A 23,377-nucleotide genomic window follows, 5' to 3' on the forward strand; every position below is an offset into this window, starting at 1 on the left:
TGGAGGCGACTCCTAGTCTAGCTCAACGCTTTCCCTGCTGAACTCGTTTAGCAGGGAAGCACTCATCATAGATAAGGTGTATTTTTTTGTCCTAAGAATTTATTCTTAGGGCATTTTTTTATGGATAGATAGTAATTATTTTTTGTTACGTTATTGCATACTCATGTAATCTTTAGTATACTTTTATTAGTCGGAATTTTCAGACAAATAAAGGAGTTTTAGGGGGAGTAACATGGCACAAATGACCGCTTTTACGTTGCTGATGGGAATTTTATACATTGGAGACGTTGTATCAAATAGAACAAAAGCATGGATCTCATCTGTTTTTGTTTGTGCAGTATTATTTGTGATTGGCTATTGGACTTTTTTTCCAGAAAATATTGTAGAGATTGCTGGCATTCCACCGGTAGTTGCAACATTATTGATGTATTTATTAATTACTAATATGGGAACATTGTTGTCAATTAAAGAATTAGCCAATCAATGGAAGACAATCGTGATCACACTTTCAGGAATTTTAGGTATTGTTGTTTTATTATTAACGGTGGGATCAATGGTTTTTGACTATGAGACAGTCTTAGTAGCAGTACCGCCATTAGTTGGAGGTGTTGTCTCGTCGCTGATTATGTCAGAAGCTGCGCAGACAGCAGGATTAACTTCTCTATCCGTGCTGGCAATTTTGATTTATGTTATGCAAGGTTTCGCTGGATATCCATTGACTTCTATTATGTTGAAAAAAGAAGGACAGCGAATGTTAAAAAAATATCGCGATGGTGAGTGGAAGCCAGATCATGAACAAGACGATTCTCACAAAACTTCTCATGATTCGGAAGAAGAACTTCCTAGACTGTTTAAGAACATTCCTCAAAAGTACCACACTGATTTTTCACGTATCTTTCGTTTAGCGATTGTTGCCCTAGTAGCCTATTATGTATCTGTTTGGTGTGCGCCTATTGTATCAATTAGTCCGTTCGTCTTATGTTTATTTTTTGGTGTTGTAGCATCGAGTATCGGCTTTTTAGAAAAACAGCCATTAAAAAAAGCGAATAGTTTTGGTTTTGCAATTCTAGGGTTAATGCTATTTATCTTTGATGGATTAAAAAAAGCAACGCCTGAAATGCTGGAAGAATTACTTTTACCGATGCTTGGAATCATTGGTATCGGCGTAATTGGTATGTATATTTTTTCAGCAATCGTTGGCCGATTATTGGGTGTTAGTAAAGAAATGGCTTTTGCAGTATCTTTAACCGCATTGTATGGATTTCCAGCAGATTACATTATTACCAATGAAGTAATTCAATCATTGACGGAAGATGAGAAAGAAAAAGAAGCGTTGACCAGTCATATGATGCCACCAATGTTAGTTGCAGGATTTATTACAGTTACAATCGTTTCAGTTGTGTTGGCAGGTATTTTTTCAAGTATTTTATTGAATTTAGTGAAATGAGGGAGTAAAATGAAACAATTAAAGAAACTAATCCAAACGTATAAACAAGAAATGATCGACTTTAGAAGAGATTTGCATCAGCATCCAGAATTGCAATTTGAAGAGTTTAGAACGACAGAAAAAGTTGCAGAGGCACTCGATCAGATGGGGATTTCCTATCACAAAACAGATCCGACAGGAATTATAGCTGAATTAGTTGGTGGAAAGCCTGGAAAAACCGTTGCTTTGAGAGCAGATATGGATGCTTTGCCTGTTCAAGAGCTGAATGATGAATTATCTTATAAGTCATTAGAAGATGGCAAAATGCACGCATGTGGACATGACGCACATACAGCAATGCTTTTAACTGCAGCAAGAGCGCTAAAAGATGTTCAATCTGAAATTAAAGGAACAGTGCGTTTTATTTTCCAGCCATCAGAGGAAAATGCACAAGGTGCGAAAGCAATGGTGGCACAAGGAGCTGTGGAAGGCGTTGATGATGTTTTTGGTATTCACATTTGGTCACAAATGCCTTCTGGTACTGCCTCTTGTGTGGTTGGTTCATCCTTTGCATCGGCAGATATTTTTTCAATTGATTTTAAAGGTCGTGGCGGTCATGGTGCAATGCCAGATGCTTGTGTGGATGCTGCAGTCATTGCTTCGTCATTTGTGATGAATGTCCAAACCGTTGTTTCTAGAGAAACAAACCCGCTTGATCCAGTTGTGGTGACAGTTGGGAAAATGGATGTTGGTACGCGTTTTAATGTTATTGCTGAAAATGCTCGTTTGGAAGGAACTGTTCGTTGTTTTAGTATAGAAACTCGTGATCGTGTTCAAAAGGCGTTACAGCGTTATGCTGATCAAACAGCAGCAATGTATGGTGGAACAGCTAAGGTTGAGTACAATTATGGCACTGTACCAGTGATCAACGATGAAGTAGATGCGCTATTTGCCCAAGAAATTATCAAAGAAAATTTTGGCGAAGTAGCATTGATTCAAGAACCACCAACAACAGGTGGAGAAGACTTTAGCTATTTTACAGAAAATACACCTGGATGTTTCGCATTAGTCGGCTGTGGAAATCCAGATAAAGACACACAATGGGCACATCACCATGGACGCTTCAATGTGGATGAAGATGCAATGGAGGTTGGGGCAGAATTATATGCTCAATATGCTTTTGAGTATTTAAATCAATAGTTAATTAAAAAGGTTGGAATAAAACTATATTTTAGTTTTTGTTCTTGCCTTTTTTGCCTATTAAAAAGAGTTCGGGCATTTATCACCAAAAACTTATCTGTCATGACAGATAAGAATGCACACAAAGGAACTAATTTTGTTATAATAGAGGTTAGTGTAAAGATAGGGATATATAATTGAAAAAACACTGATTTTTTGTTAGTGTTAGTAAGACTAAATAATTGAGGGAGTAAATAATGCAACCGATAATTGAATTAAAAAATATCAATTTTAACTACCAAGCTGAAGATGCTTCTCCCGCTTTGAAAGATGTCTCTTTTTCCATCCAACAAGGTGAGTGGATTGCCATTATTGGACATAACGGATCAGGGAAATCAACATTAGCCAAAACGATTAATGGTCTGTTATTACCGGCTAATGGCAGTATTTTTGTTGGTGGCAAAGAGCTGAATGAAGCAAATGTTTGGGATATTCGTAAGATGGTAGGCATGGTTTTTCAAAATCCCGATAACCAATTCGTAGGATCCACAGTAGAAGATGATGTAGCTTTTGGGTTGGAAAATCAAGGAATTCCGCGAGAAGAAATGGTTTTAAGAGTAAAAGATGCATTAGAAAAAGTGAGAATGGATTCTTTTGCTACTCGTGAACCCGCTCGTCTATCAGGCGGACAAAAACAACGTGTAGCAATCGCAGGTGTTGTGGCATTGCGCCCAGATATTATTATTTTAGATGAAGCAACGAGTATGCTGGATCCAGAAGGACGGGAAGAGGTCATTGCTACGATTCAAAAAATCAAAGAAGAGAGTAATTTGACTGTGATCTCGATTACTCATGATATTGATGAAGCAGCCAATGCAAATCGAATTTTAGTGATGAAACAAGGCGAATTAGTTGGCGAAGGAACACCAGAAGAGATTTTTTCAGCTGGAACAGATCTAATTCAAATGGGGTTAGATTTACCTTTCCCAGAAAAATTAAAAATCGCATTAAAGGAACGAGGACTCGACATACCGAGGGACTATTTGACTGAAGAAAGGATGGTAGAGTGGTTATGGACATCCGTTTTGAACAAGTAGATTTCACTTATCAGCCAAACACTCCATTTGAGCAGAGAGCTTTATTTGATTTGAATTTGACGATAGAAGATGGCTCTTATACCGCCATTGTCGGTCATACAGGAAGTGGAAAGTCGACGTTACTGCAGCATTTAAATGCATTGGTGAAACCGACAAAAGGAACCGTAACAATTGGGGATCGAGTCATTGTTCCAGAAACCAATAATAAAAATCTCAAACCGATTCGTAAAAAAGTAGGCATCGTCTTTCAATTTCCAGAAGCACAGTTATTTGAAGAGACTGTAGCCAAAGATATCGCTTTTGGTCCAAAGAATTTTGGGGTATCAGAAACGGAAGCGCAAAATTTAGCAGCAGAAATGCTTGCTTTAGTAGGGTTAGATGCAAGCTATTTAGAACGTTCTCCGTTTGAATTGTCTGGGGGACAGATGCGTCGTGTGGCCATCGCAGGTGTTTTAGCAATGAAACCAGAAGTATTAGTATTGGATGAACCCACAGCAGGCTTAGATCCGCAGGGACGTAAAGAAATGATGGACATGTTTCAACGACTACACGAAGAACACGGATTGACGATTGTTCTTGTGACTCATTTAATGGATGATGTGGCGAACTATGCAAACCATGTCATTGTATTAGAAAAAGGAGCAATTGTAAAATCGGGCACACCTCAAGAAGTGTTTCAGGATATCCAATGGCTAAAAGAAAAGCAATTAGGTGTTCCGACCGCTGCATCTTTTGCAGAAAAATTAGTGAGTAAAGGACTTACCTTTGAACAGTTACCACTCACTGCAGATGCATTAGCAGATGAATTGTTAAAAGAATTCAGGAAAGTTGGTGAAGACCAATGATGAATAAATTGATTTTTGGTCGTTATATTCCTGGTACTTCTTTTATCCATACAATGGATCCTAGAGCTAAATTAGTGGCTAGTTTTTATTTTATCGGAATTATTTTTTTAGCGAATAATTGGCAAAGTTATGCTGTATTAAGCGTGTTTACGTTAGGTGCCATTTTCTTATCAAAAGTCAATATTCGTTTCTTTATTCGAGGAATTAAACCGCTGATTTGGTTGATTTTATTTACTGTTGCTTTGCAGATGCTATTTACCCAAGGTGGCGAAGTTTACTTTAAATGGGGGATTTTCACACTTACAGAATTTGGTGTGATGAATGGTGTGATGATTTTTTGCCGCTTTGTGTTGATTATTTTTATGTCTACATTGCTAACGCTAACCACACCCCCGCTTGATCTCTCTGATGCAATCGAATACTTATTACGTCCATTGAAAGTACTCCGCTTTCCAGTGCATGAAGTATCATTAATGTTATCTATTGCCTTGCGTTTTGTTCCAACATTGATGGATGAAACAGAAAAAATTATGAATGCTCAACGTGCTAGAGGAGTAGATTTTGGTGAGGGAAACTTAGTTCAGAAGATGAAAGCCGTGGTGCCGTTGTTGATACCATTATTTGTCAGTAGTTTTAATCGAGCAGAAGATTTGGCGATTGCAATGGAGGCTCGCGGATATCAGGGCGGGGATGGACGGACAAAGTACCGAATTCTTCATTGGCATCTTAAAGATACAGTAGCAATATTGGTGTTTGCCGTTTTGACAGCACTATTGATTTTTATGAGAAGTTAGAAGTAAAGGTGGAAAAAAGAAATGCCGCGTTATAAAGCGATAATTGCTTATGATGGAACAAACTTTAATGGTTTTCAAACACAACCAGATGCTAGAACCGTTCAAGGAGAGTTTGAAAAGACTTTAAGAAAAATGAACAATGGGAAAACGATCACGATTTTTGGGTCTGGACGTACAGATGCAGGTGTTCATGCTGAGGGGCAAGTCATTCATTTTGATTATCCTCAGACAAGAGAGTTAGAAAGAATGCGTTATGCACTAGACACACAAACCCCAAAAGATATTGCTGTAAAAAAGGTAGAAATAGTATCAGATGAGTTTCATGCACGGTATCATGTGATTGAAAAAACGTATCAATTTCGTGTAGATATTGGGAAGCCGAGAAGTCCATTTAAACGTTTTTATGCCAGTTATTTTCCTTATCCAGTTGATATCGAAAAAGTGAGACGTGCCATGATCGACTTGCTTGGGACGCATGATTTCACATCATTTTGCGCATCTGGTACTGAGGTAGAAGATAAAGTACGTACGATTTATGAAGCGAATGTTGAAACAAACGAAGCAGAAGACGAGTTACTTTTTACATTTCGTGGAGATGGTTTTTTATATAAAATGATTCGCATTCTAGTAGGCACATTGCTTAAGATGGGAAATGGGCGGATGGATGAAACATCAATTCCTGAAATTATTGCAGCGAAAGATCGAAACTTAGCTGGGCCTACTGCACATCCAGAAGGATTATACTTGGTTGAAGTTAAGTATGAATAATGAAGTCTAAAAATGAGGTTGGCACAGAAGCGCTATTTCCGAGGAGATTGCGTCTGTTTCCTCTGTTTATTCGCAGTTAAGGTATGAGAGAAAAGTGATTGTTGCTTTTCTCTCATACCTTATTTTTTATTATAATGTAATTTATTGATATAAAAAATAAAAATAATTTGAAAATGGTTTTAATATGTAGTATTATTTCTTGTATTGTTGAATTTAGGGTTGAAACATATTTATTTTTGCTATAAATAAGGAGATTTGTAATAATAAACAAATAGTAATCATTCATTTACCAAAGTTTGGATATTCAGAAATCTAAGCAAATACAGAAAGATATTTAGACATATTTCAGAAAAAAGTATATGTATAGATTAATTAATAAGGAAGTTTTTTATAATAATGTCATTTTATTATAAGGGGGAATAAATCATGAAAGAATTTTTGAATAAATCTGATAACAATAAAGTAATGGTACTTGATTACTTAATTCGTGACTCTAAAGAAGTGTTAGTAACGGACATTATTTCTAAAACTAAGCTGTCAACTAGCACAATTCATCATATTATACACTCGTTTAAAGAAAATACATATATAACAAAAGAAAATATACAGTTAAATTATAATGAAACAGGGAAATTGCATTCTGTAAAAATTGAAGGGGTCTCTATGATAGATGCTTCTTTCTTTTATTTAGAAAAATCGCTATTGTTTATTACGATAAAAGAGCTTTTTCAAACAGGTCAAATGAATAGGGTAAAGATATGTGAAAAGTATTTTATAAGTTCTTCTACATTTTCAAGAGTAAGAAAGCGCCTGGCAAAAATTCTAGAATCCTTTGATCTTAGTTTAACTAGAGAAAATATTTTAGAAGGAGAAGAGTACAAAATTAGGAATTTCTATTTTTTGTTTTTTTCCAACGCTTGTTCTAAATGGCTCTTTTCTAAAGAAGCGTACAGTACGCTAGAGGCAGCGTTAAAGTCTGATTTTTAAATTCGTTAAATTTTGACCCATCTCAAAAAGGGTTGGTACGTTTATTCATGCATATTTGTAGTACGAGAAATGCGCAAAAAAAATATATATCCGATGTTGCATCTTTCGAACTCAAAGAAAAGGGGAGCTTAAAAAAAATTTTTTTAGATATTTACCAATATTTAAATATGTACTTTCCGTATATTGAAAACAAATTAGAGGAAGCAAAGTTCATTTTTCTATTTTGCACACGTCATCAAATCATCAAAATAGATTTATTGATGGAAGATGAAATTACCTTTGACACAAGAAATATTGAGTATTTTGATTACATAAAAAATTATTTGGTTGATGCTGTACTTGTTCAGTTTTTTGAGGACGATGAGCAATATTATGGGATGATCAATTTTGAAATCACAACATATCTACTGTTTGCCTACACTAGTTTTTCTGACGGAAGAAGATTTCTATATAATTATGATGAAGATAACTATGATAGAAAAACAAAGTATGAGAAGCAGATATATAATAAAGTTGGTAATATATTAGATAGTATGGAACAAAATTTATTGTGGAGCTTTTTTAATATTGAGTTAGATGATGATGGGAATAAAGATGCTATGAACAATAAATTATTCATTCTAATATACAGTTTACTATCAAAGAAAGAAATGAATAAAACAAGAATGGAAAAAGTAACGATCTATGTTCAGAACTCCAAAGTATATATTGGTGATATCATAAAGGCCAAAATAAAGAAAATGTTCTCAGATAAAGTCGAGCTAACGGAAGTCTATACATCGAAAGTTGATTTGTTTGTTACCGATAAACAATACGATGGCGAGAGAATTTTTCCTCGAACAGTTTATGTTACTACATTTTCTGATGCTCAGGCAATGAATGCATTATTTAATGAAATTTTTCTGGAAATTATCAAGCAAGTGAATAATGAACGGTTATAATTCAAATAAAAAAGAACGATTTCAAGAAGAAATCGTTCTTTTTTTATTGTTTTTTTACAAGAAAAGGTAGGGAATGCAAAAATGTTCAGTTTATTTGAACTTATTTTCATTTTTAGTGTAAATTTACAAACATTATCAAATCAACGTTTATTTATGTATTTTTTGATAATTATTTTTATATTTCACTAAAAATCGTTTTTTATAAAAAAGATGAAATCAAAACCATGGTTACGAATGATATAAATATTACATGACACATATTAATTTTATATAAAAAATAAAATATAAAAAATATAGAAAGAACATATTTAGGAGGAAGAGAATGATAAAGATAGGAGTAGTTATTCTATCTGGTGAGATGGATTTGAAAAATTTGGAGCTGTCTAGTATAGATGAGATGGAGTTTATAGAAATGGATAGCAATGAACTCCAAATGTTTCATGCTCTGGATGGAGTAATCATCATAGATGAATACCAAAAGAGCATTAGTAAAAGTTGTGGATTGATTACACAGTTAAGAAATGATCCGAAACTTTTAATATGGATGTATGGAAAAGAAATTTCTGAAGTGAACCGTCTTATTTATTTACAATTAGGTGTAGATGGCAATATTACAGGGACAGAAAAACAAGAGCTATTTTTAATCGTTCGTAACACAGTTAATCGAATGAAACAGAGTAAAAAAGAAAAGAAAGAATTGCCTTTGTTTAAATTACATCCTCAAAACCAGAGTGTATTCACAGCAGAAGGAAAAGAAATAAGTTTAACCAATCTGGAATTTAAAGCATTAGCTCATCTTTGTCAGCAACCTGGACAAGCATTAAGCTACAGTGAATTATCCCAAGGAATTTGGGGTGAACACGTTGAGCAATATCGACCACGACTTGCTAATGTTATTTTCCATATACGAGAAAAATTAGAACAAGAACCAAATAATTTTCACGTGATAAAAACAGTCAGAAGTATAGGCTATATGTTTGTTCCTCCTGTATAAGGCAATCATTCATTTGTTTTCTCATCTCTTTTACTTAAGTTAAATAAGAAAAGAGATTTGAAATAGATTATGTATATCTACATGTTGGTATACATCAACAATTGAGAGAGGAGGAAAAAAATGAAGAAAATCAAAATAAGCATACTACTTTTAATCGGGTTAGCATCAGGTACTTATTTGTACCATGCAAATGAGATTAAAGCACATGATGAATCCAGTAAAGCAGTAGAAGAAATGACTGTTAGTAATGAAAAAAAATCTGCTAAAAAATCTGCTTCGCTACTAACAGATGAGTATCCGAGAGATGAGAATGGCGATATTCCACTAGATTATAAAGAATCTGGGGAAGTTGATACGACAAACATCCCAGCTTCTCAAATAAAAGATATTCGGAATGATGCAGATCTACAAGCTGCGTTTAAAGATCCTCAAATCATGGTATTCAACATTGTTGAAGATTTTGCTATTACCGAATCTACTGGTGAGGGAAACTATGTTTCAAGTTCTGCGTCTTGGAACCCCACAGGAAATCGAACCATTATTATAGAAGGAAATAATCATGAGGTTGATTTTCGTGGAAGAGCATTTAGGACAAGTAATGGTGCATGGAATATCACCTTGCAAAACTTAAAAATGTACTCACGTCATTATTATGGTGTAGTAACTACAAGATTTGCAACGGCTGCGAATCAAAGACTTTCGACTATTACTTATCATAATATTGATCATATCGGTTCGCAGTTACTAAGAGCAGATGATACACCCGTTAAGTTTTCGGGAAATGTATCAACTAATTTAGTAGAATCATACGTTTCGCCATTTGGGGGAGCATCATTTTCAACGCAAACTTTTGGCACACAGCAAAATTTAGAAATCGGAAATGCCGTTGTTCTAGCTGGAACAACACTTAACTTAATAGCTGGTAATGTCGGTAGTACAGATATTAAAGCAGGAGGAACTCTTGAAATAAGCCCCAATGCGAACGTAACGATTGATAATACTGATTCAACGGGGACTACTGCTGGAGAGTTAGCAGAAGCGTTGTTGATTTCTGGAAACTTGGATATGAAAGAACAATCTAAGTTATTAGTCAAAACAGTCAGACCTTATTCGGCTATTCATTTGGCATCAGCGGGAAGCTTTTTAAAGATTGCACGAAAAGCCAAATTGGATATACAAGCGTTATCGAATGCACAAAATGATGGTGCAACAAGAAATGTTATTCGTTTAGGAACAAGTGCTATCTTATCTGTAGATGAAGAAGGAATGTTATCCGTTTCTTCTACAGGAACAGGAGCAGGAGCAGGCTCTATTATTTATGCAGATAACTCCGCAACATTTACAGTAGCGAAAAAGGGAATTTTTTCTGTTGAAAGTGATGGAACAGGATCTAAATCTTTGGTTCGTATGGGAACAAACGCGAAATTTCAATTTAGCGACGCTGAGCAAGTAGACATGAAATTTATTGGTACGCCAAATGCTGCATCATCCCTCATTGAAATGAGTGGAAGTGCAGGATATTTTGATGTCGATGTCCAGCGAGTGAAACAATGGGATCGAGGGAATATAGGAGTAGATCCAGATAGAGACTGGACACCAATGTTTGGTATGCGTTTGCCGTATAACAATCGCGTAGTTACAAATGCCAATATTCAAGCGAGATCCACAGCGGCCACTATTAGAACTGATTTTATCAATTACTTTAATACAGGCGCAAGCAAAGGCGCTATACCGGGTGCACAACGTATATTATTTGAATATATTCCAGATGTAAATGTGTCAATAGATAGTACATCGAATGATTTAATCACCGATGTTAACTCGACAACGGTTAAAGGAGTAACGAATCCAGATGCCTATGTTCGTATTACCTATACCCCGCCTGCAAATGGAAAAGAAGTAACCATTGAGCAGAATGTACCGAGTCCTGTTGAAACAACTCCGGGAGAACCTTTGGATGATCAGACTTCACCTTTTACTGTAAAAGCAGTTGGTGGTGTTGGTGGCGTTGCGGCGACCTATACTTATACACTGCCGAATGATCAGCATTTTGAAGCTGGTGGAGAAATTAAGGTTTATTCTTTTAAAGAAGGAAAAGACGATACAGCGACACAAATCGTTTTGGATAAAACACCTCCAGCAGGTGATCCAACAGAATATCATGTTGGTTTAGGTGACACAGTCCCTACGCCAGATAAATTTGTTGGCAATCCTTCAGATACGAATCCAGCTAAGCCAATATTTGGCTATGAATTTGCAGAAGAAAATTCAGAAGCAGATATTGCTGAGATGATGAATAAACAAGGAGAGTATGACGTTTACGTTTATCTTTTGGATGAAGCAGTTGATGCATTAGGAAATAAAACACCGAACAAAACCAAAATTAAAGGTAAACTAATCGTCCATGATGCAGCAAATAGCGTTAATGGTCATGATATTGAGATTGGTACAGACACATTACCTACGATGACTGAAGCTGAATTAAAGGACTACATTCTCAAGAATAGTGAGGCTTCATCACAGAAAATAGTTGATGGTATCTTTACAGATTTAACGGATAAAATCCAGATAAGTAATCTAGGTGGATTAACACCAAACTCAACTGCTGGACCGTATCAAGTAACATTAACTGTTTCAAAAGCAGATTCTGGTTTAACAGAAGATATTCAGAAGGTGATTACGGTTAATGTAGTTAATCGTTTTGCTGATATCACAGTTGAATTCGTTGATGAAACAGGTAAAGCTTTGCACACACCAATTCCCGTTCAAGGAACCATTGGTACAACGATTGATTTGACGAAAGAGCAAGTAATCATTGGGGCGATTGATAATGTGTTAGCACAACACTATTTATTAGACAAGCGACCAGAAAATGAAACACAACTACTGATTCCTGTGAATGGAACAACTGTTCAATATACATTTAAAGGAATGCTCTTTATTGAGTCGTCACCTGAAACACTAGATTTTGGGGTTAAAAATGTAGGGATATTCGCTACGAAAGTAGAAAAAGCCACATTTGATGCGCCATTAATTATTTGGGACAACCGTGCCATATTGGATCAATGGACACTAACAGCAAAATTAGAAAGTCCATTAACTAGCCAAGTAGATGCGAATAAAATTTTACCTGATGCCATTCGTTATAAAGTATCAGAAAAAGATACTGTAACGCTTTCTAAGGATACGGCTCAACCTGTAACAGTTCATCAACATAAGAGTGCTGGTCAGTACAATATTAGTGATGAATGGGAACGAGGAGATTCAGGCTTCCAATTGGATATTCCAGCAGGAGGCATTCGTCGCCTTGGAGAATACCAAGCGACAATCCTTTGGCAATTACAAAGAACACCTTAAGAAGATGGAGTGAAAAGTATGAAAGTGTATAAAAAATATCTATCATTCGTTATTCTTCTAACTCTGGTAGGTGTGAGTGCGTTTGGTTTTTCTTATTCTACTTTAGCTGAGGAAAATGGCGGTGCGGTTCAAACAAATGGGAATATTCAGTTTTATGAAGAAAGTAGCAGTTCAAGTTCAACAACTACGAGCACTACAGAAACTCCAATTAAAAAACCAAAACCTGTTGGCCGATTCCCTTCTACAGGAGAATTAGTTCAAAAGAGCATGGTATTTACTGGCGGGTTGTTATTACTGATTCTGCTGTATATTCTCATTAGGCATAAGAGAAAAAGCAACGGGAAGGAGTCTGACTAAGGTGAAAAAAATAAATTATCAGATTCTGCTCAGTTTAGCTATCTTCTCAATAAGTGCATTTGCTTTTGCGCCAACTGCTATTGGAGAGTCCAATGTTTCAGGAAATGGAACGATTAACTTTGAAGGAGAATACGCTCAAGAAGTTAGAGATCCAGAACATCCTGAGACAATACTAAATCCAGGGGATAGTCCGAAGACATCGGGAGATTTACGAATCGATTTTGTTCCGCAGTTTAATTTTGGTTCAAACAAAATTTCGGACAAAGATGAAAAATATTATGGAAATGCCCAACTTTTCCACGACAAAACTGGCGCTCGCGGGAATTTTATTCAAATTTCTGATTATAGAGGAACAGGCTCTGGGTGGATACTACAAGTAAGGCAAGAAACACAATTCCGTAATGATACAACAACAAATAAAGAATTAAACGGGGCAGTCATTTCTTTAGATCAATCTTGGGCAAATTCCACTCGTTCTGAAATGGAAGCACCAATTGTATCGAAAGATGTCATCCGTATTAATAATATTGGTGAAACTTATAATCTGGCTGAAGCTAGTCAGGGGAAAGGTCAAGGAACATGGTCAATTAACTTTGGTGCTTCTATTGAAAATGACAAAGGACGTAAAGATACTTTGTCACCTAAAATGGACACACACGGCAAACCAATGTTAGACCCTGCCTTTGAAAATAAACCAATCTATCAAAATGAAGCACTAACGTTGTCAATACCTGGAGCAACGAAAAAAGATCCGGTCAACTATCAAACGGTGATAACTTGGATTTTATCCGAGCTACCATAAATGAAAACACACATATTAGGAGGAAACACAAATGAAAAATTCTTACAAATTAGCTGGAGCAGCTTTAATGGCTGCCATGGGCGTAGGATTGGCATTACCATCAGCAACAAAAGCAGCACCTGGAGACGTTATTGGAAAAGGAAAAATCACATTCACACAAGATGATACAACTAACCCAACAAACTTACCACCAGGCGAATCTACTGGTCCTGAATTAACAGAACCAACTCAAAATACAGAAGCAAACCCATTAAAAATCGTTTCTGTTACTGATTTAGATTTTGATTCAAAAGCAATTGTTGCTAATGACTCTGATAAAACTTACGATGCTAAAGCATTTAAAACAACAACAACAGATGGAACTGACGCAGTAATGCCTCACTTTATCCGTTTCCAAGATGTTCGTGCAGATGTTGATACGAACTACCACACTGTATCAGCTGAAATGACAAAACAATTCACTAACGGTACACGTGTATTAGACGGCGCAACAATTGATTATAAAAATGTTTCTTTAATCACTGGAACAAACGCAACAACAAAACCAGATACAACAGTTGAAGGTGCATTAAAACCAACATTTAACTTAGCTCTTAACCAAAAAGAAACAGTTTTATCGAACAAACAAGAAGGAAAAGGTTACGGTGTATTTGAATTAATGTTTGGTGATAAAGATGCAACAGTTGCAAATCCTGATTCATATGATTCTATCACATTAAACATTCCAGGAACAAACGTACTAAAAACAGGTGAATACGAAGCAGAAATCACTTGGTCAATTACAGATGCAAACTAGTTCATTTGCATAATTTAATAGCTGGAAACTGGATCATCCAGTTTCCTGCTATTTATTTAAAGAACGCTACATAAATTAAGTAAAAGTGTACTAATTTATCACTTGAGATAGCAAGAAAGAGGTTTTTTTTAATGAAAAAAAAGATAATAAGTGGCTTTTTCAGCTTTTTATACATAATTTGTTTTATCTTTCCAATGAATAGCTATGCGGATGAAACAAAACCAGATACAGGAGGATTTTCATTTGAAGTAATTCAGCCTGAAAACCAACATAATAAAGAGGTTACATATTTTGATTTGCTTATGAAACCAGGACAAAAGCAAACGGTCCAAATGAAGATGAATAATTCTTCCGATGAAGAAATAAAAATAAGTGTGAAATTAAATAGCGCAAAAACAAATAGTAATGGTGTCATCGAATATGGACCAAGTCAAATCAAAAAGGATGCGTCTTTAAAATATGAGTTTACCGATATTGTAAAAGCACCCGAAGAAGTAAAAATACCAGCAAAAGGCCATATCTTAGTTGATTTCAACATCACTATGCCGGAATCTACGTTTGAAGGATATATCTCAGGCGGGATTCAATTGCAGCAAATCGACGGTGAGGTCAAAAAACAAACAGACACTGGAATGGTTGTTAATAAATTTGCCTATTTAGTAGGTATGCTACTAAGCGAATCTGACACAAAAGAAATTCAACCAGACTTGAAATTAAACAAGGTATATCCAGAACTGCAAAATTTCCGAAATGCTATTTTCGTTAATTTCTCTAACGTTCAACCTGTTTATACAGAGAAGATGACTGTAGATGCTCAAATCACAAAAAAAGGTTCATCAGAAGTCTTATATGAAACCAAAAAGTCGAATATGCGCATGGCACCTAATTCAATGATTGAATTTCCAATTTCTATGAATGGCGAAAAAATGACTCCTGGAGACTATCAAGCGAAAGTCCTTGTAACAACAGTAGCTGGTGGGAAATGGGCTTGGGATCAATCATTCAAAATAACCAACGAAGAAGCAGATAAATTTAACGATCAAGATTTAAGCTTGGTGCAAGATCGAGGAATAAATTGGGTATTGATTCTTCTGATTGTCGGAGGGATTTTACTTGTTATTATTGTTGTCTTTGTCATTATTCGACTAGTGAGCAAAAAGAAACAGAAGAAAAAACAATTAAAACGAAAAGCAACTAAGAAAAAGAAAACAAAGAAATAAACGATTCCTAGGGGGTAGGCAATATGGAAATACTGGATTGGTTTTTTATCGTTTTATTCTCTTTGGCTATCTTAAGCCTTATTTTCTCAATTGCCTATCTTATATTTTCACTAGTAACAAAGAAAAATATAAACACAATTAAAAGCAAACGAGTAAAGAATAAGCGGAAAAGAAAAAAGCTTATCAGAAAAAGAAAGAAATTAGAAGCTCAGAAAAAGAAACAAATAAAATTAGGGGTTATTTTTCTACTCAGTGGTGTTCTTTTTATAAGCGGTGCGTTTTATAGTCGTTATTACCAAGCAACCAATTTAGGTAAGAAAGATTCAGATGCTATTGTTCAAGGGTATTACTTGATTCATACGATTGAACAACAACTTGGTAAAGTGGATGATGAAGAAAATGCAGTGCGAACCCAAAAAAATCTCTATGATTTATCAGCGCGTTTATCAAGCTATGGTGCTAGAAGTGCGGATGGTCGCCTCTCACAACAAGGGCAGATGCTGTTGAATCGCTTATATTCAGCGATGAAAGAGCTTGGGTTAAACTTGAGTAATCAATCTGTAGATACGCTTAGACGTCAAGAAATTATGGAGAGTTATAAAAAGGATATCCAAAAAACAAAAACAAATCAGAAAAAAGTATTTGATTATTTTGATGTAGATGAAAAAGCACTTAATCAGAAAAAATAACCAGGCTTAAAGCGGGAGCAGATGGTCAATGGAAAAGAAAAAAGCAAGAAAACGTCGAAAACGAAAAGTACGCTCATTTCGTCAAAAGAAATGGAGACAGTTACGGCTCGAACTTTTACTCAGCATGTTTATTTCAAGTCTATTTTTTACGTTGGGTGCTTTTTTCTTGTTTGCTTTCCCGATCGTTCAAGGTTACGGCATGAGCGGCATATTAGAAAATAAAGATCGCTTAGTCGTTTATAAATTTGGCGATATTGAGCGATTTTCGCTTGTTTATTTGAACGTGCCTAACAAACCGAAAGAAAAAAGTATCCGTCGTGTAATTGGATTGCCTGGGGAAGAAATTACCTATAAAAATGATCAATTATTCGTAAATGGACAAGAAAAAGTTGAACGATACTTGACTGAAAAAGTGTACCGAGCAAAACAAGAAGAATATCTATTTACGGAAGATTTTACAATGAGGAAATTAGCTAAAACAAATGTGTCACGTATTCCACAAGGGAAATATTTTGTTTTAGGAGATAATCGTCCTTATGTATCAGATAGTCGTTATTACGGTTTTATTGATCAAGAAGATATTATAGGCGTTGTAAAGATGCGGTTATTTCCATTACATGAGATGACTAACTTTTAATCGTAGAAAAGTAGTAAAGAGGTGAGACTATTTAGAACAGAAAAACATAAATCATTATCCGTTCAGTCTACAAAAAGAAAGCGGCCGAAGAAGAAGCTAACGCCTAAACAACGAAAACAGTTAGCAAGGAAAAAAAGGATGAAGCAATGGACAATTATTTTTGAACATTGCTTGTTCAGTTTATTTTTCATGGTCGCTCTTTTTTTTCTATTTTTTACGAAGACCCATATCATAGATGGACATTCCATGCAGCCCACATTTTCTGATCGGGATAGAGTATTGGTGCGTAAAACAAAAACGATTCAGCGATTTGATATAGTCACTTTTTTACCTGAAAATGAGGCGAGTACATTATACGTTAAAAGAGTAATAGGCTTGCCAGGAGATCAATTAAAGGTTAAAGGAGACCAACTGATGATTACTCAACCAAGTTTCGTTGAACGTTCGGATACACTCATAAAAGATAGTACAACTGTTGTACGAGTACTAACTAAAGAGGCGAAAATTAAATTTGAAAAATTGAAAACAATTCCATCAAAAAGTTACTTTGTTCTGGGGGATAATCGTGGGAATTCAAAAGATAGTAGAACGATTGGGCTTGTACAAAGCGATCAGATTGAAGGTGTAGTTGATTTCCGTTACTATCCACTAAATAAAATTGGGTTTGTTCACTAAGAATAAAGAGAGGCTACTATGAAGAACAAAGTATATCATTTTTTTAAAACATATGGATTTTGGGGAATACTTAGTTTTTTCTTACCATTAGGGATTATGGTAGGCGTTTATGCGTATATCGGTATCTATCCTGGCAGTGAAAACCATACAATACTTGCGAGTGATGCATTTTCGCAATATGCTAATTTTCATGCAAGTTTTAACAATTTATTAAAAGGAGAAGGGAATCTCTTTTATACGTGGTTTGGTTCAATGGGGTTAAATTATTGGACGTTTATCTCGTATTATTTAGGGGGACTGTTTACACCCTTGGTTTTCTTTTTTAACAATGTACAAATGCCAGAATATTTGTATTATCTTACATTAATAAAAATCGGTTGTTTAGGACTTTCCTTTTGGGTTCTATCGATTCACACGTTTAAAATTGCTAAATGGCAACAACTTAGCTTAAGCATTTCTTATGCATTGATGTCATTTGTGATTGCTTATTCGGAGATTTTAATGTGGATCGATGCCTTAATCTATTTACCTTTGATTATTTTAGGTATCCATCGATTAATGGATAAACGAAAGCCGATACTATTATTTATAAGTTATTTCTTGTTGTTTATTTCAAATTTTTACATGGGATTTATTGTCGGCTTATTTTCGTTTTTCTATTTTTTTGGAAGAATATGTTTAGATCGAAAACGGTATGTATCCAAAATTCCTATGTATTTGTTTACGTCTTTGTTGGCTGGCGGGTCATCCATGGTGATAATCTTACCTACGATATTCGATTTAAAGAATAACGGAGAAGCGTTATCGCCTATTGCTCGAATAAAAACAGAGGCGACAGGACCACTTGATTTGATTTTAAAAAATATGATTGGTGTCTATGATAGTACAAAATTTGGTTCAACTCCGTATATTTTTGTCGGCTTATTTGCGTTGATTTTTTGTGTATATTATTTTGTAACACCGAAAATTGAACGGAAAGAAAAATGGTTTCATGGTTTCTTGTTTCTTCTCTTAATAGGAAGTTTCTATTTTGAACCGTTAAATTTATTCTGGCAAGGAATGCATGCACCAAATATGTTTTTATTTCGCTACAGTTTTTTGTTTTCTTTTTTAGTGTTGCTGGTTGCCGGATACGGATTGGAAAAATATGAAACAGAGAACTTTGATCAATTAACAACGATTATTTTTGGTTTACTTACGACCTTTGTTGTAGTTAAACTCATTGCAGATAGAGGAGATTATGCTTATTTAAGTAGCTGGTCCTTTATTTTTAGTTTAATTTTTTTGAGTAGCTATCTTGTCTTTTTTTATTTTATTCAAAAAAACAAGAAAATAGTTGTTAGTTTGCTCTTTTTATTTGTTTGCAGTGAATTTGTCATAAACAGTATTGAACTGACTAAGGGAATCGCCAAAGAATGGCATTATCCAGCAAGAAAATACTATGCAGATCCCCATCCAGACATTGAATATTTAGTTGATCAAACGAAGAAAGAAAATACAGGTTTTTATCGTTTAGAAAATTTGGACAGGGTTTCTGCAAATGACAGTTTTAACTATGGGTATAGCGGTATATCAATGTTTTCTTCCATAAGAAATCGTCATTCTTCTTATTATTTAAATGCCTTAGGCTATCGTTCTATAGGAACCAATCTGAATATTCGTTATGATAATAATACATTACTGATGGATTCACTTGTTGGGATGAAATACAATTTATCTAAGCAAAAAGTGAATAAATTTGGATTTCACGAAGTAGAGAAACGTGGTGAATTTACACTATATGAAAATGACTACTCGTTACCTTTAGGCGTTTTGACAACGGATAGCATCTATCAAGAAGGTGTGGCAGAGTCGCAAGCGACATTATTCAATCATCTTGCAAACACGAAAGAAGACTTCTTCTCATTTTCACCGGTGAATAAAATAAAAACAAAAAATGTGCAGGAACATAGCAAAAAAATCAATGCGACCGTGATTGAAAGTTATCAGCCTAAAAAGCAGGGGGAGCCGCTTGAGATTGAATGGGAAGCAGACATTCCAGCGCATACGCAAGCGTATTTTAATCTATATACAACTAATTTTTCCAAGTTCGGAATAGCAAATGTGACTGTTGAAGTAAATGGTGAAAAAAGAAAGAGTAGTGTTCAAGAGACAGGACAATTTTATTCTCTTGGATACTATGATGAAGCAAAAACAGTTCGCTTTAAAACCATATTTTCTGATTTAAAAAAAGAGGGTGCTGTTGAAATTGTGCCGCCTGAATTAGCATTAATGGATATCAATAAATTTAAAACATCTTATCAAGCAGTAAAAGCAAAAGGGATTGATTTAGCTGTTTCTGGTCGCAAAGCTTTTGGTAAAGTACAGCTAAAAGAAGAACAAGTTCTTTTAACAACGATTCCTTACGATCGAGGGTGGAAAGCCTATATTGACGGCAAAGCTGTAGAAATTCCAACATTTAAAGAAGCCTTGTTAACGTTGCCGATCCCAGCTGGGGAGCACACCATAGAATTTGTCTTTTTACCTGAAGGATTTACGTTTGGCTTGATTTTATCTGTGTTATGCTTATTAAGCTTTAGTTTTTTCATTTATTGGCTTACTAAAAAAACACCTGATATAAACCCATAAGAATAAAAAGTGAGACGAACGCAACTTCAATAAAAGCGCTCGTCTCACTTTTTAGTTGTTTGTCATGTGTTAGAACATCGTGACTATTGCTCGTCCTGAACCATATTCTTTTTCTCAAACAACTGTTGCAGTGTTTTGTATAAATCCGCTAAATCTTTACTTCCATAAGATAAATCCCAAAAATACAAGGGTAATTCTGGGTATTTTTTTCTCGGAAGCAAAGAGGAACTGATAACTAAATCGTAGTGATCATTCAAATTTTCTTGATAAGGCGTAGCATCTATAAAACCTAAATCATTTAAAAACTGATAAATCATTCTTACCAATGTAAAATTATGCTCAAAAGCGACACCAACTTTTAAATGCTCAGAATGCTTTGGCTGATCGTAAACAGGCATTAAAACACTTTTAAAGGCACTAATAAAAGGTTTCTTTATTGTGTAAATAAATTTATAGTCTTTTTCAATCGCTTTTTCATCAAAAAAATGTTGCAGTTTTTGTTCAAGAAATTGCTCTGTTTTACTCATTTTTTGAGGTGTTTCAACTAATAATTGTAAATTTGGAAAAGGCTTGCCTAATACATAGAAAGTGAAAGTAATATTAATCAGATTACCGATAATTATCGGTTTGTCTAAAAGTTCAGGTTCTTTATCTAAAATTGTTGATTTCGCATAGTCCAAAAATTCTTGTACGAATGTGTAAACTGGATTAGGACGTGTAGAAAAATCATGCAATGTTTGACGCAATGAAGGATCATCGTCTAGTGTATAAAAAGGCGCATAGTGAGCTAAAAAAAAGATAAAGCTACTTTCTGACTTGCTGTATTTGGCCGGTAATGCCCGAGGACCCAATTCTTTATTTAAACGTTCAAAATCATAATAAGGATTATTGTCCATCAAAAAGTTATAATGATTATCATAGTCAACATACATTTTTTTTCGCGTACGGCAAAGAAAGATTGCTGCAAAATAAGTTAATTCCTTCGTTCCAAGATACGTTCTTGATAAAGGAAAATATTCAGCGAATGCTGCTGTGATTTTTTCGGCTTCCTCTATAGTAACGCTTTTAAAAGGCCAAATAGTCCCACGTGTACCTAGCCAAAGTGCATCGAAAAGAGCCACTCGAACAGAACGTTCATCACCAACGAGATTTGCCTCTGTATAGGTAAATCGTAAATCAAAGCGTTTTACGTGCTTTTTTAACGGAAGCATCTTTCTAGAAACGGTCGAACGGCTGACAAAATAACGTTGACAAAAGTCGTCTATGTTTGGTGAATCATGGTTTAAAAAATAAAGAATATACTGGAAGGGAATAGATTTTTGTAATAGAAAGTAACGATATTCATCAATCGTTACAAGTAATTTACTGCTATCAACCTTTCCAGCTTTATGTAAAATCGATGGATGGTTCGATAAAATTTTAGCTAGATCATTATTCAGCTCTGTGCATACAATGGATGTTTGCTGATACGTTAATGATAACTCTTCAGATAATCGATTAATAGATATATTTGATTGATTCACTCGAATAATTCGCTTGAAAATCTTGAATTTAGTCAGCATTCCTGAATCCATCATTAATTCCTCATACAACATACGAATCACTTCCTTACGCTTATTTTACTGTATTTACTAAATACTTGCCAGTTAATGCACTAAACAGCAACAACCAGCAGAAAAATCAATAAAAAAAGGTTGCAAGAGAAAACTAAAAATAGTTTTGCCTTACAAACCTTAGTGTTTAGTAAATCAATTAGTACTAATCAACCATTTTGGACCAAATCAACCCAACGAAAAAACCAACCAAAGCAGGAATAACCCAACCCATTCCAATTGAGAATAAAGGTAAATAATTTTTCGCTAGGTCTAAAATAGTTGCAACAACAAAATTTGATTGAATAAATGCTGGTGCACTATTGAATGCGTCAAGTAGGGCGGCAACTAATGTGACATAAGTAGTCATCTGGTATACTTTTTTTCGATGCTGGAACAAGGGGCTGATAATCACTAAAATCATTAAGGTCATTGCTAAAGGATAAAGAAACATCAATACAGGAATCGAGAATTGAATGATATTTGTTAATCCAACATTTGCAAACAAGCAAGGCAAAATGCTAGCTACTGCGATATAAAAAGGATAAGAACCTTTTGGAAAAAGTTCACTAAAGGTTTCAGAGCAAGCTGTAATCAAGCCGATTGCTGTTTTTAAACAAGCTAGAATAACAATAAAAGCAAGCAAAATACTTCCTAAATTACCTAGATAATGATTAGCGATTTGAGCTAAAGCCACGCCGCCGTTCTCACTTAGTGGAAAGCCACCTAAGCTCATAGTACCCATATAAGACAACAACGTATAAATGATGCCCATCAAGACAATACTTATTGCACCAGATTTTATGGTATCTTTTGCAATATCATTTGGTTTTTCCACGCCCATCCCCTTAATGGTAGAGACGATAATGATACCGAACGCTAATGAAGCTAATGCATCTAACGTGTTATATCCTTCAGTGAACCCTTTAAAGAAAGGATTATCCACGTAATCACTACCAATTGGAGCCGAAGATATGGTTCCTAATGGACGAAAGAATGCAAAGAGAATCAGAATTGCTAATAAGAATAAAAATAATGGATTTAAAAATTTTCCTACATAATCTAGCAACTTGGATGGTTTACGAGAAAACGCCCAAGCGATCAAAAAGAATAATGCTGAAAAAATAGCTAAAAATAACTTATGTTGATCTTCGGGAATAAATGGCACCATTCCAATTTCAAAAGATGTTGTTGCCAAACGAGGCAAGGCAAAGAATGGACCAATCGTTAAATAAAGTAAGACGGTAAAAACAACAGCATAACGGCGATTCACACGCGTCGCTAAATCAAAGACACCGTTGCTTTTAGAAATACCAATGGCAATTACTCCTAAAAAAGGCAGTCCAATTCCAGTAATCAAAAAGCCAAGATTTGCTAAAAAGATATTTGCGCCAGCAACTTGCCCCATATGAACAGGGAAAATCAAATTCCCAGCTCCAAAAAATAAGCCAAATAGCATAGACCCTACATAAAGGTAATCACGCCATGATAATTTTTTTGTCACAATTAAACACTCCTCTAATTTTGTACTTACTAAAAATACCAGAATGAGGCAGTCACAGCAAGCATATTTAGAAAAAGTGTGTGAAGTTA

At 35.0% G+C, this 23,377-nt stretch carries 20 protein-coding genes; 18 read left to right on the forward strand and 2 right to left on the reverse strand.

Going from position 1 to position 23,377, the window contains the following annotated elements; all coding sequences use genetic code 11:
* Window positions 1–232: 232 nt before the first annotated feature.
* From A5880_RS10100 to A5880_RS10185, 18 genes are all read left to right on the forward strand, one after another.
* Complete coding sequence (locus tag A5880_RS10100; protein WP_086330818.1) at window positions 233–1,447, forward strand: hypothetical protein; 1,215 nt, start codon at window positions 233–235, stop codon at window positions 1,445–1,447.
* Between the two features lie 9 nt (window positions 1,448–1,456).
* Complete coding sequence (locus tag A5880_RS10105) at window positions 1,457–2,626, forward strand: M20 family metallopeptidase (RefSeq protein ID WP_179190430.1); 1,170 nt, start codon at window positions 1,457–1,459, stop codon at window positions 2,624–2,626.
* A gap of 236 nt (window positions 2,627–2,862) precedes the next feature.
* Entirely contained in the window at window positions 2,863–3,702 is an 840-nt protein-coding gene (locus tag A5880_RS10110; protein ID WP_086330819.1) for an energy-coupling factor ABC transporter ATP-binding protein, read from the forward strand.
* A complete protein-coding gene (locus tag A5880_RS10115) occupies window positions 3,678–4,547 on the forward strand; it encodes an energy-coupling factor ABC transporter ATP-binding protein (RefSeq protein ID WP_179190431.1) in 870 nt (289 codons plus the stop codon). Before A5880_RS10110 ends, A5880_RS10115 begins: the two co-directional genes overlap by 25 nt.
* Window positions 4,544–5,341 (forward strand): energy-coupling factor transporter transmembrane component T family protein, encoded by a 798-nt coding sequence (locus tag A5880_RS10120; RefSeq protein ID WP_086330821.1) that lies wholly within the window; start codon window positions 4,544–4,546, stop codon window positions 5,339–5,341. The genes A5880_RS10115 and A5880_RS10120 overlap by 4 nt, the downstream gene beginning before the upstream one ends.
* 21 nt (window positions 5,342–5,362) lie before the next feature.
* Window positions 5,363–6,109, forward strand: a complete 747-nt coding sequence (truA, locus tag A5880_RS10125; RefSeq protein WP_086330822.1) for a tRNA pseudouridine(38-40) synthase TruA — start codon at window positions 5,363–5,365, stop codon at window positions 6,107–6,109.
* A gap of 426 nt (window positions 6,110–6,535) precedes the next feature.
* On the forward strand, window positions 6,536–7,096 hold the full coding sequence (locus tag A5880_RS10130; protein WP_336577121.1) for a helix-turn-helix domain-containing protein: 561 nt from the start codon (window positions 6,536–6,538) through the stop codon (window positions 7,094–7,096).
* A 260-nt stretch (window positions 7,097–7,356) separates the two neighbouring features.
* Window positions 7,357–8,037 (forward strand): hypothetical protein, encoded by a 681-nt coding sequence (locus tag A5880_RS10135; protein WP_336577124.1) that lies wholly within the window; start codon window positions 7,357–7,359, stop codon window positions 8,035–8,037.
* Window positions 8,038–8,359: 322 nt separating this feature from the next.
* Complete coding sequence (locus A5880_RS10140) at window positions 8,360–9,031, forward strand: winged helix-turn-helix domain-containing protein (protein WP_086330824.1); 672 nt, start codon at window positions 8,360–8,362, stop codon at window positions 9,029–9,031.
* A gap of 120 nt (window positions 9,032–9,151) precedes the next feature.
* Window positions 9,152–12,388 (forward strand): pectate lyase-like adhesive domain-containing protein, encoded by a 3,237-nt coding sequence (locus A5880_RS10145; protein ID WP_086330825.1) that lies wholly within the window; start codon window positions 9,152–9,154, stop codon window positions 12,386–12,388.
* Between the two features lie 18 nt (window positions 12,389–12,406).
* Window positions 12,407–12,745, forward strand: coding sequence for an LPXTG cell wall anchor domain-containing protein (locus A5880_RS10150; RefSeq protein WP_086330826.1), 339 nt, complete (start codon window positions 12,407–12,409; stop codon window positions 12,743–12,745).
* A 1-nt stretch (window position 12,746) separates the two neighbouring features.
* Entirely contained in the window at window positions 12,747–13,547 is an 801-nt protein-coding gene (locus tag A5880_RS10155) for a WxL domain-containing protein (protein WP_256924819.1), read from the forward strand.
* A gap of 31 nt (window positions 13,548–13,578) precedes the next feature.
* Window positions 13,579–14,343, forward strand: coding sequence for a WxL domain-containing protein (locus tag A5880_RS10160; RefSeq protein ID WP_086330828.1), 765 nt, complete (start codon window positions 13,579–13,581; stop codon window positions 14,341–14,343).
* A 131-nt stretch (window positions 14,344–14,474) separates the two neighbouring features.
* Window positions 14,475–15,563: a WxLIP family cell surface protein gene (locus A5880_RS10165; RefSeq protein ID WP_086330829.1), complete on the forward strand. Its 1,089-nt coding sequence runs from the start codon at window positions 14,475–14,477 to the stop codon at window positions 15,561–15,563.
* Window positions 15,564–15,586: 23 nt separating this feature from the next.
* Window positions 15,587–16,252 carry a hypothetical protein gene (locus tag A5880_RS10170; RefSeq protein ID WP_086330830.1) on the forward strand — a complete coding sequence of 222 codons (666 nt, stop codon included), beginning with the start codon at window positions 15,587–15,589 and terminating at the stop codon, window positions 16,250–16,252.
* Window positions 16,253–16,280: 28 nt separating this feature from the next.
* Window positions 16,281–16,889 carry a signal peptidase I gene (gene lepB / locus A5880_RS10175; protein ID WP_086330831.1) on the forward strand — a complete coding sequence of 203 codons (609 nt, stop codon included), beginning with the start codon at window positions 16,281–16,283 and terminating at the stop codon, window positions 16,887–16,889.
* Window positions 16,890–17,027: 138 nt separating this feature from the next.
* A complete protein-coding gene (gene lepB, locus A5880_RS10180) occupies window positions 17,028–17,564 on the forward strand; it encodes a signal peptidase I (RefSeq protein ID WP_086330832.1) in 537 nt (178 codons plus the stop codon).
* An 18-nt stretch (window positions 17,565–17,582) separates the two neighbouring features.
* A complete protein-coding gene (locus A5880_RS10185; RefSeq protein ID WP_086330833.1) occupies window positions 17,583–20,192 on the forward strand; it encodes a YfhO family protein in 2,610 nt (869 codons plus the stop codon).
* Between the two features lie 83 nt (window positions 20,193–20,275).
* Here the strand turns inward: A5880_RS10185 and A5880_RS10190 are convergent, their stop codons facing one another.
* Entirely contained in the window at window positions 20,276–21,787 is a 1,512-nt protein-coding gene (locus tag A5880_RS10190) for a helix-turn-helix domain-containing protein (RefSeq protein ID WP_086330834.1), read from the reverse strand.
* 163 nt (window positions 21,788–21,950) lie between these two features.
* Window positions 21,951–23,288, reverse strand: coding sequence for a branched-chain amino acid transport system II carrier protein (gene brnQ / locus A5880_RS10195; RefSeq protein ID WP_086330835.1), 1,338 nt, complete (start codon window positions 23,286–23,288; stop codon window positions 21,951–21,953).
* Window positions 23,289–23,377 lie beyond the last annotated feature (89 nt).

The organism is Enterococcus sp. 4G2_DIV0659 (assembly GCF_002140715.2).
In the GTDB taxonomy this organism is placed as follows: Bacteria; Bacillota; Bacilli; order Lactobacillales; family Enterococcaceae; genus Enterococcus_L; species Enterococcus_L mansonii.

Coding starts and splice junctions, on each gene's coding strand:
- A5880_RS10150 (WP_086330826.1), top strand. CDS start 12,407: ATGAAAGTGTATAAAAAATATCTATCATTCGTTATTCTTCTAACTCTG.
- A5880_RS10130 (WP_336577121.1), top strand. CDS start 6,536: ATGAAAGAATTTTTGAATAAATCTGATAACAATAAAGTAATGGTACTT.
- A5880_RS10100 (WP_086330818.1), top strand. CDS start 233: ATGGCACAAATGACCGCTTTTACGTTGCTGATGGGAATTTTATACATT.
- A5880_RS10190 (WP_086330834.1), bottom strand. CDS start 21,787: ATGTTGTATGAGGAATTAATGATGGATTCAGGAATGCTGACTAAATTC.
- A5880_RS10160 (WP_086330828.1), top strand. CDS start 13,579: ATGAAAAATTCTTACAAATTAGCTGGAGCAGCTTTAATGGCTGCCATG.
- A5880_RS10105 (WP_179190430.1), top strand. CDS start 1,457: ATGAAACAATTAAAGAAACTAATCCAAACGTATAAACAAGAAATGATC.
- A5880_RS10185 (WP_086330833.1), top strand. CDS start 17,583: ATGAAGAACAAAGTATATCATTTTTTTAAAACATATGGATTTTGGGGA.
- A5880_RS10135 (WP_336577124.1), top strand. CDS start 7,357: ATGGAAGATGAAATTACCTTTGACACAAGAAATATTGAGTATTTTGAT.
- A5880_RS10140 (WP_086330824.1), top strand. CDS start 8,360: ATGATAAAGATAGGAGTAGTTATTCTATCTGGTGAGATGGATTTGAAA.
- A5880_RS10170 (WP_086330830.1), top strand. CDS start 15,587: ATGGAAATACTGGATTGGTTTTTTATCGTTTTATTCTCTTTGGCTATC.
- lepB (WP_086330832.1), top strand. CDS start 17,028: ATGAAGCAATGGACAATTATTTTTGAACATTGCTTGTTCAGTTTATTT.
- A5880_RS10110 (WP_086330819.1), top strand. CDS start 2,863: ATGCAACCGATAATTGAATTAAAAAATATCAATTTTAACTACCAAGCT.
- A5880_RS10145 (WP_086330825.1), top strand. CDS start 9,152: ATGAAGAAAATCAAAATAAGCATACTACTTTTAATCGGGTTAGCATCA.
- A5880_RS10115 (WP_179190431.1), top strand. CDS start 3,678: ATGGACATCCGTTTTGAACAAGTAGATTTCACTTATCAGCCAAACACT.
- A5880_RS10120 (WP_086330821.1), top strand. CDS start 4,544: ATGATGAATAAATTGATTTTTGGTCGTTATATTCCTGGTACTTCTTTT.
- lepB (WP_086330831.1), top strand. CDS start 16,281: ATGGAAAAGAAAAAAGCAAGAAAACGTCGAAAACGAAAAGTACGCTCA.
- A5880_RS10165 (WP_086330829.1), top strand. CDS start 14,475: ATGAAAAAAAAGATAATAAGTGGCTTTTTCAGCTTTTTATACATAATT.
- truA (WP_086330822.1), top strand. CDS start 5,363: ATGCCGCGTTATAAAGCGATAATTGCTTATGATGGAACAAACTTTAAT.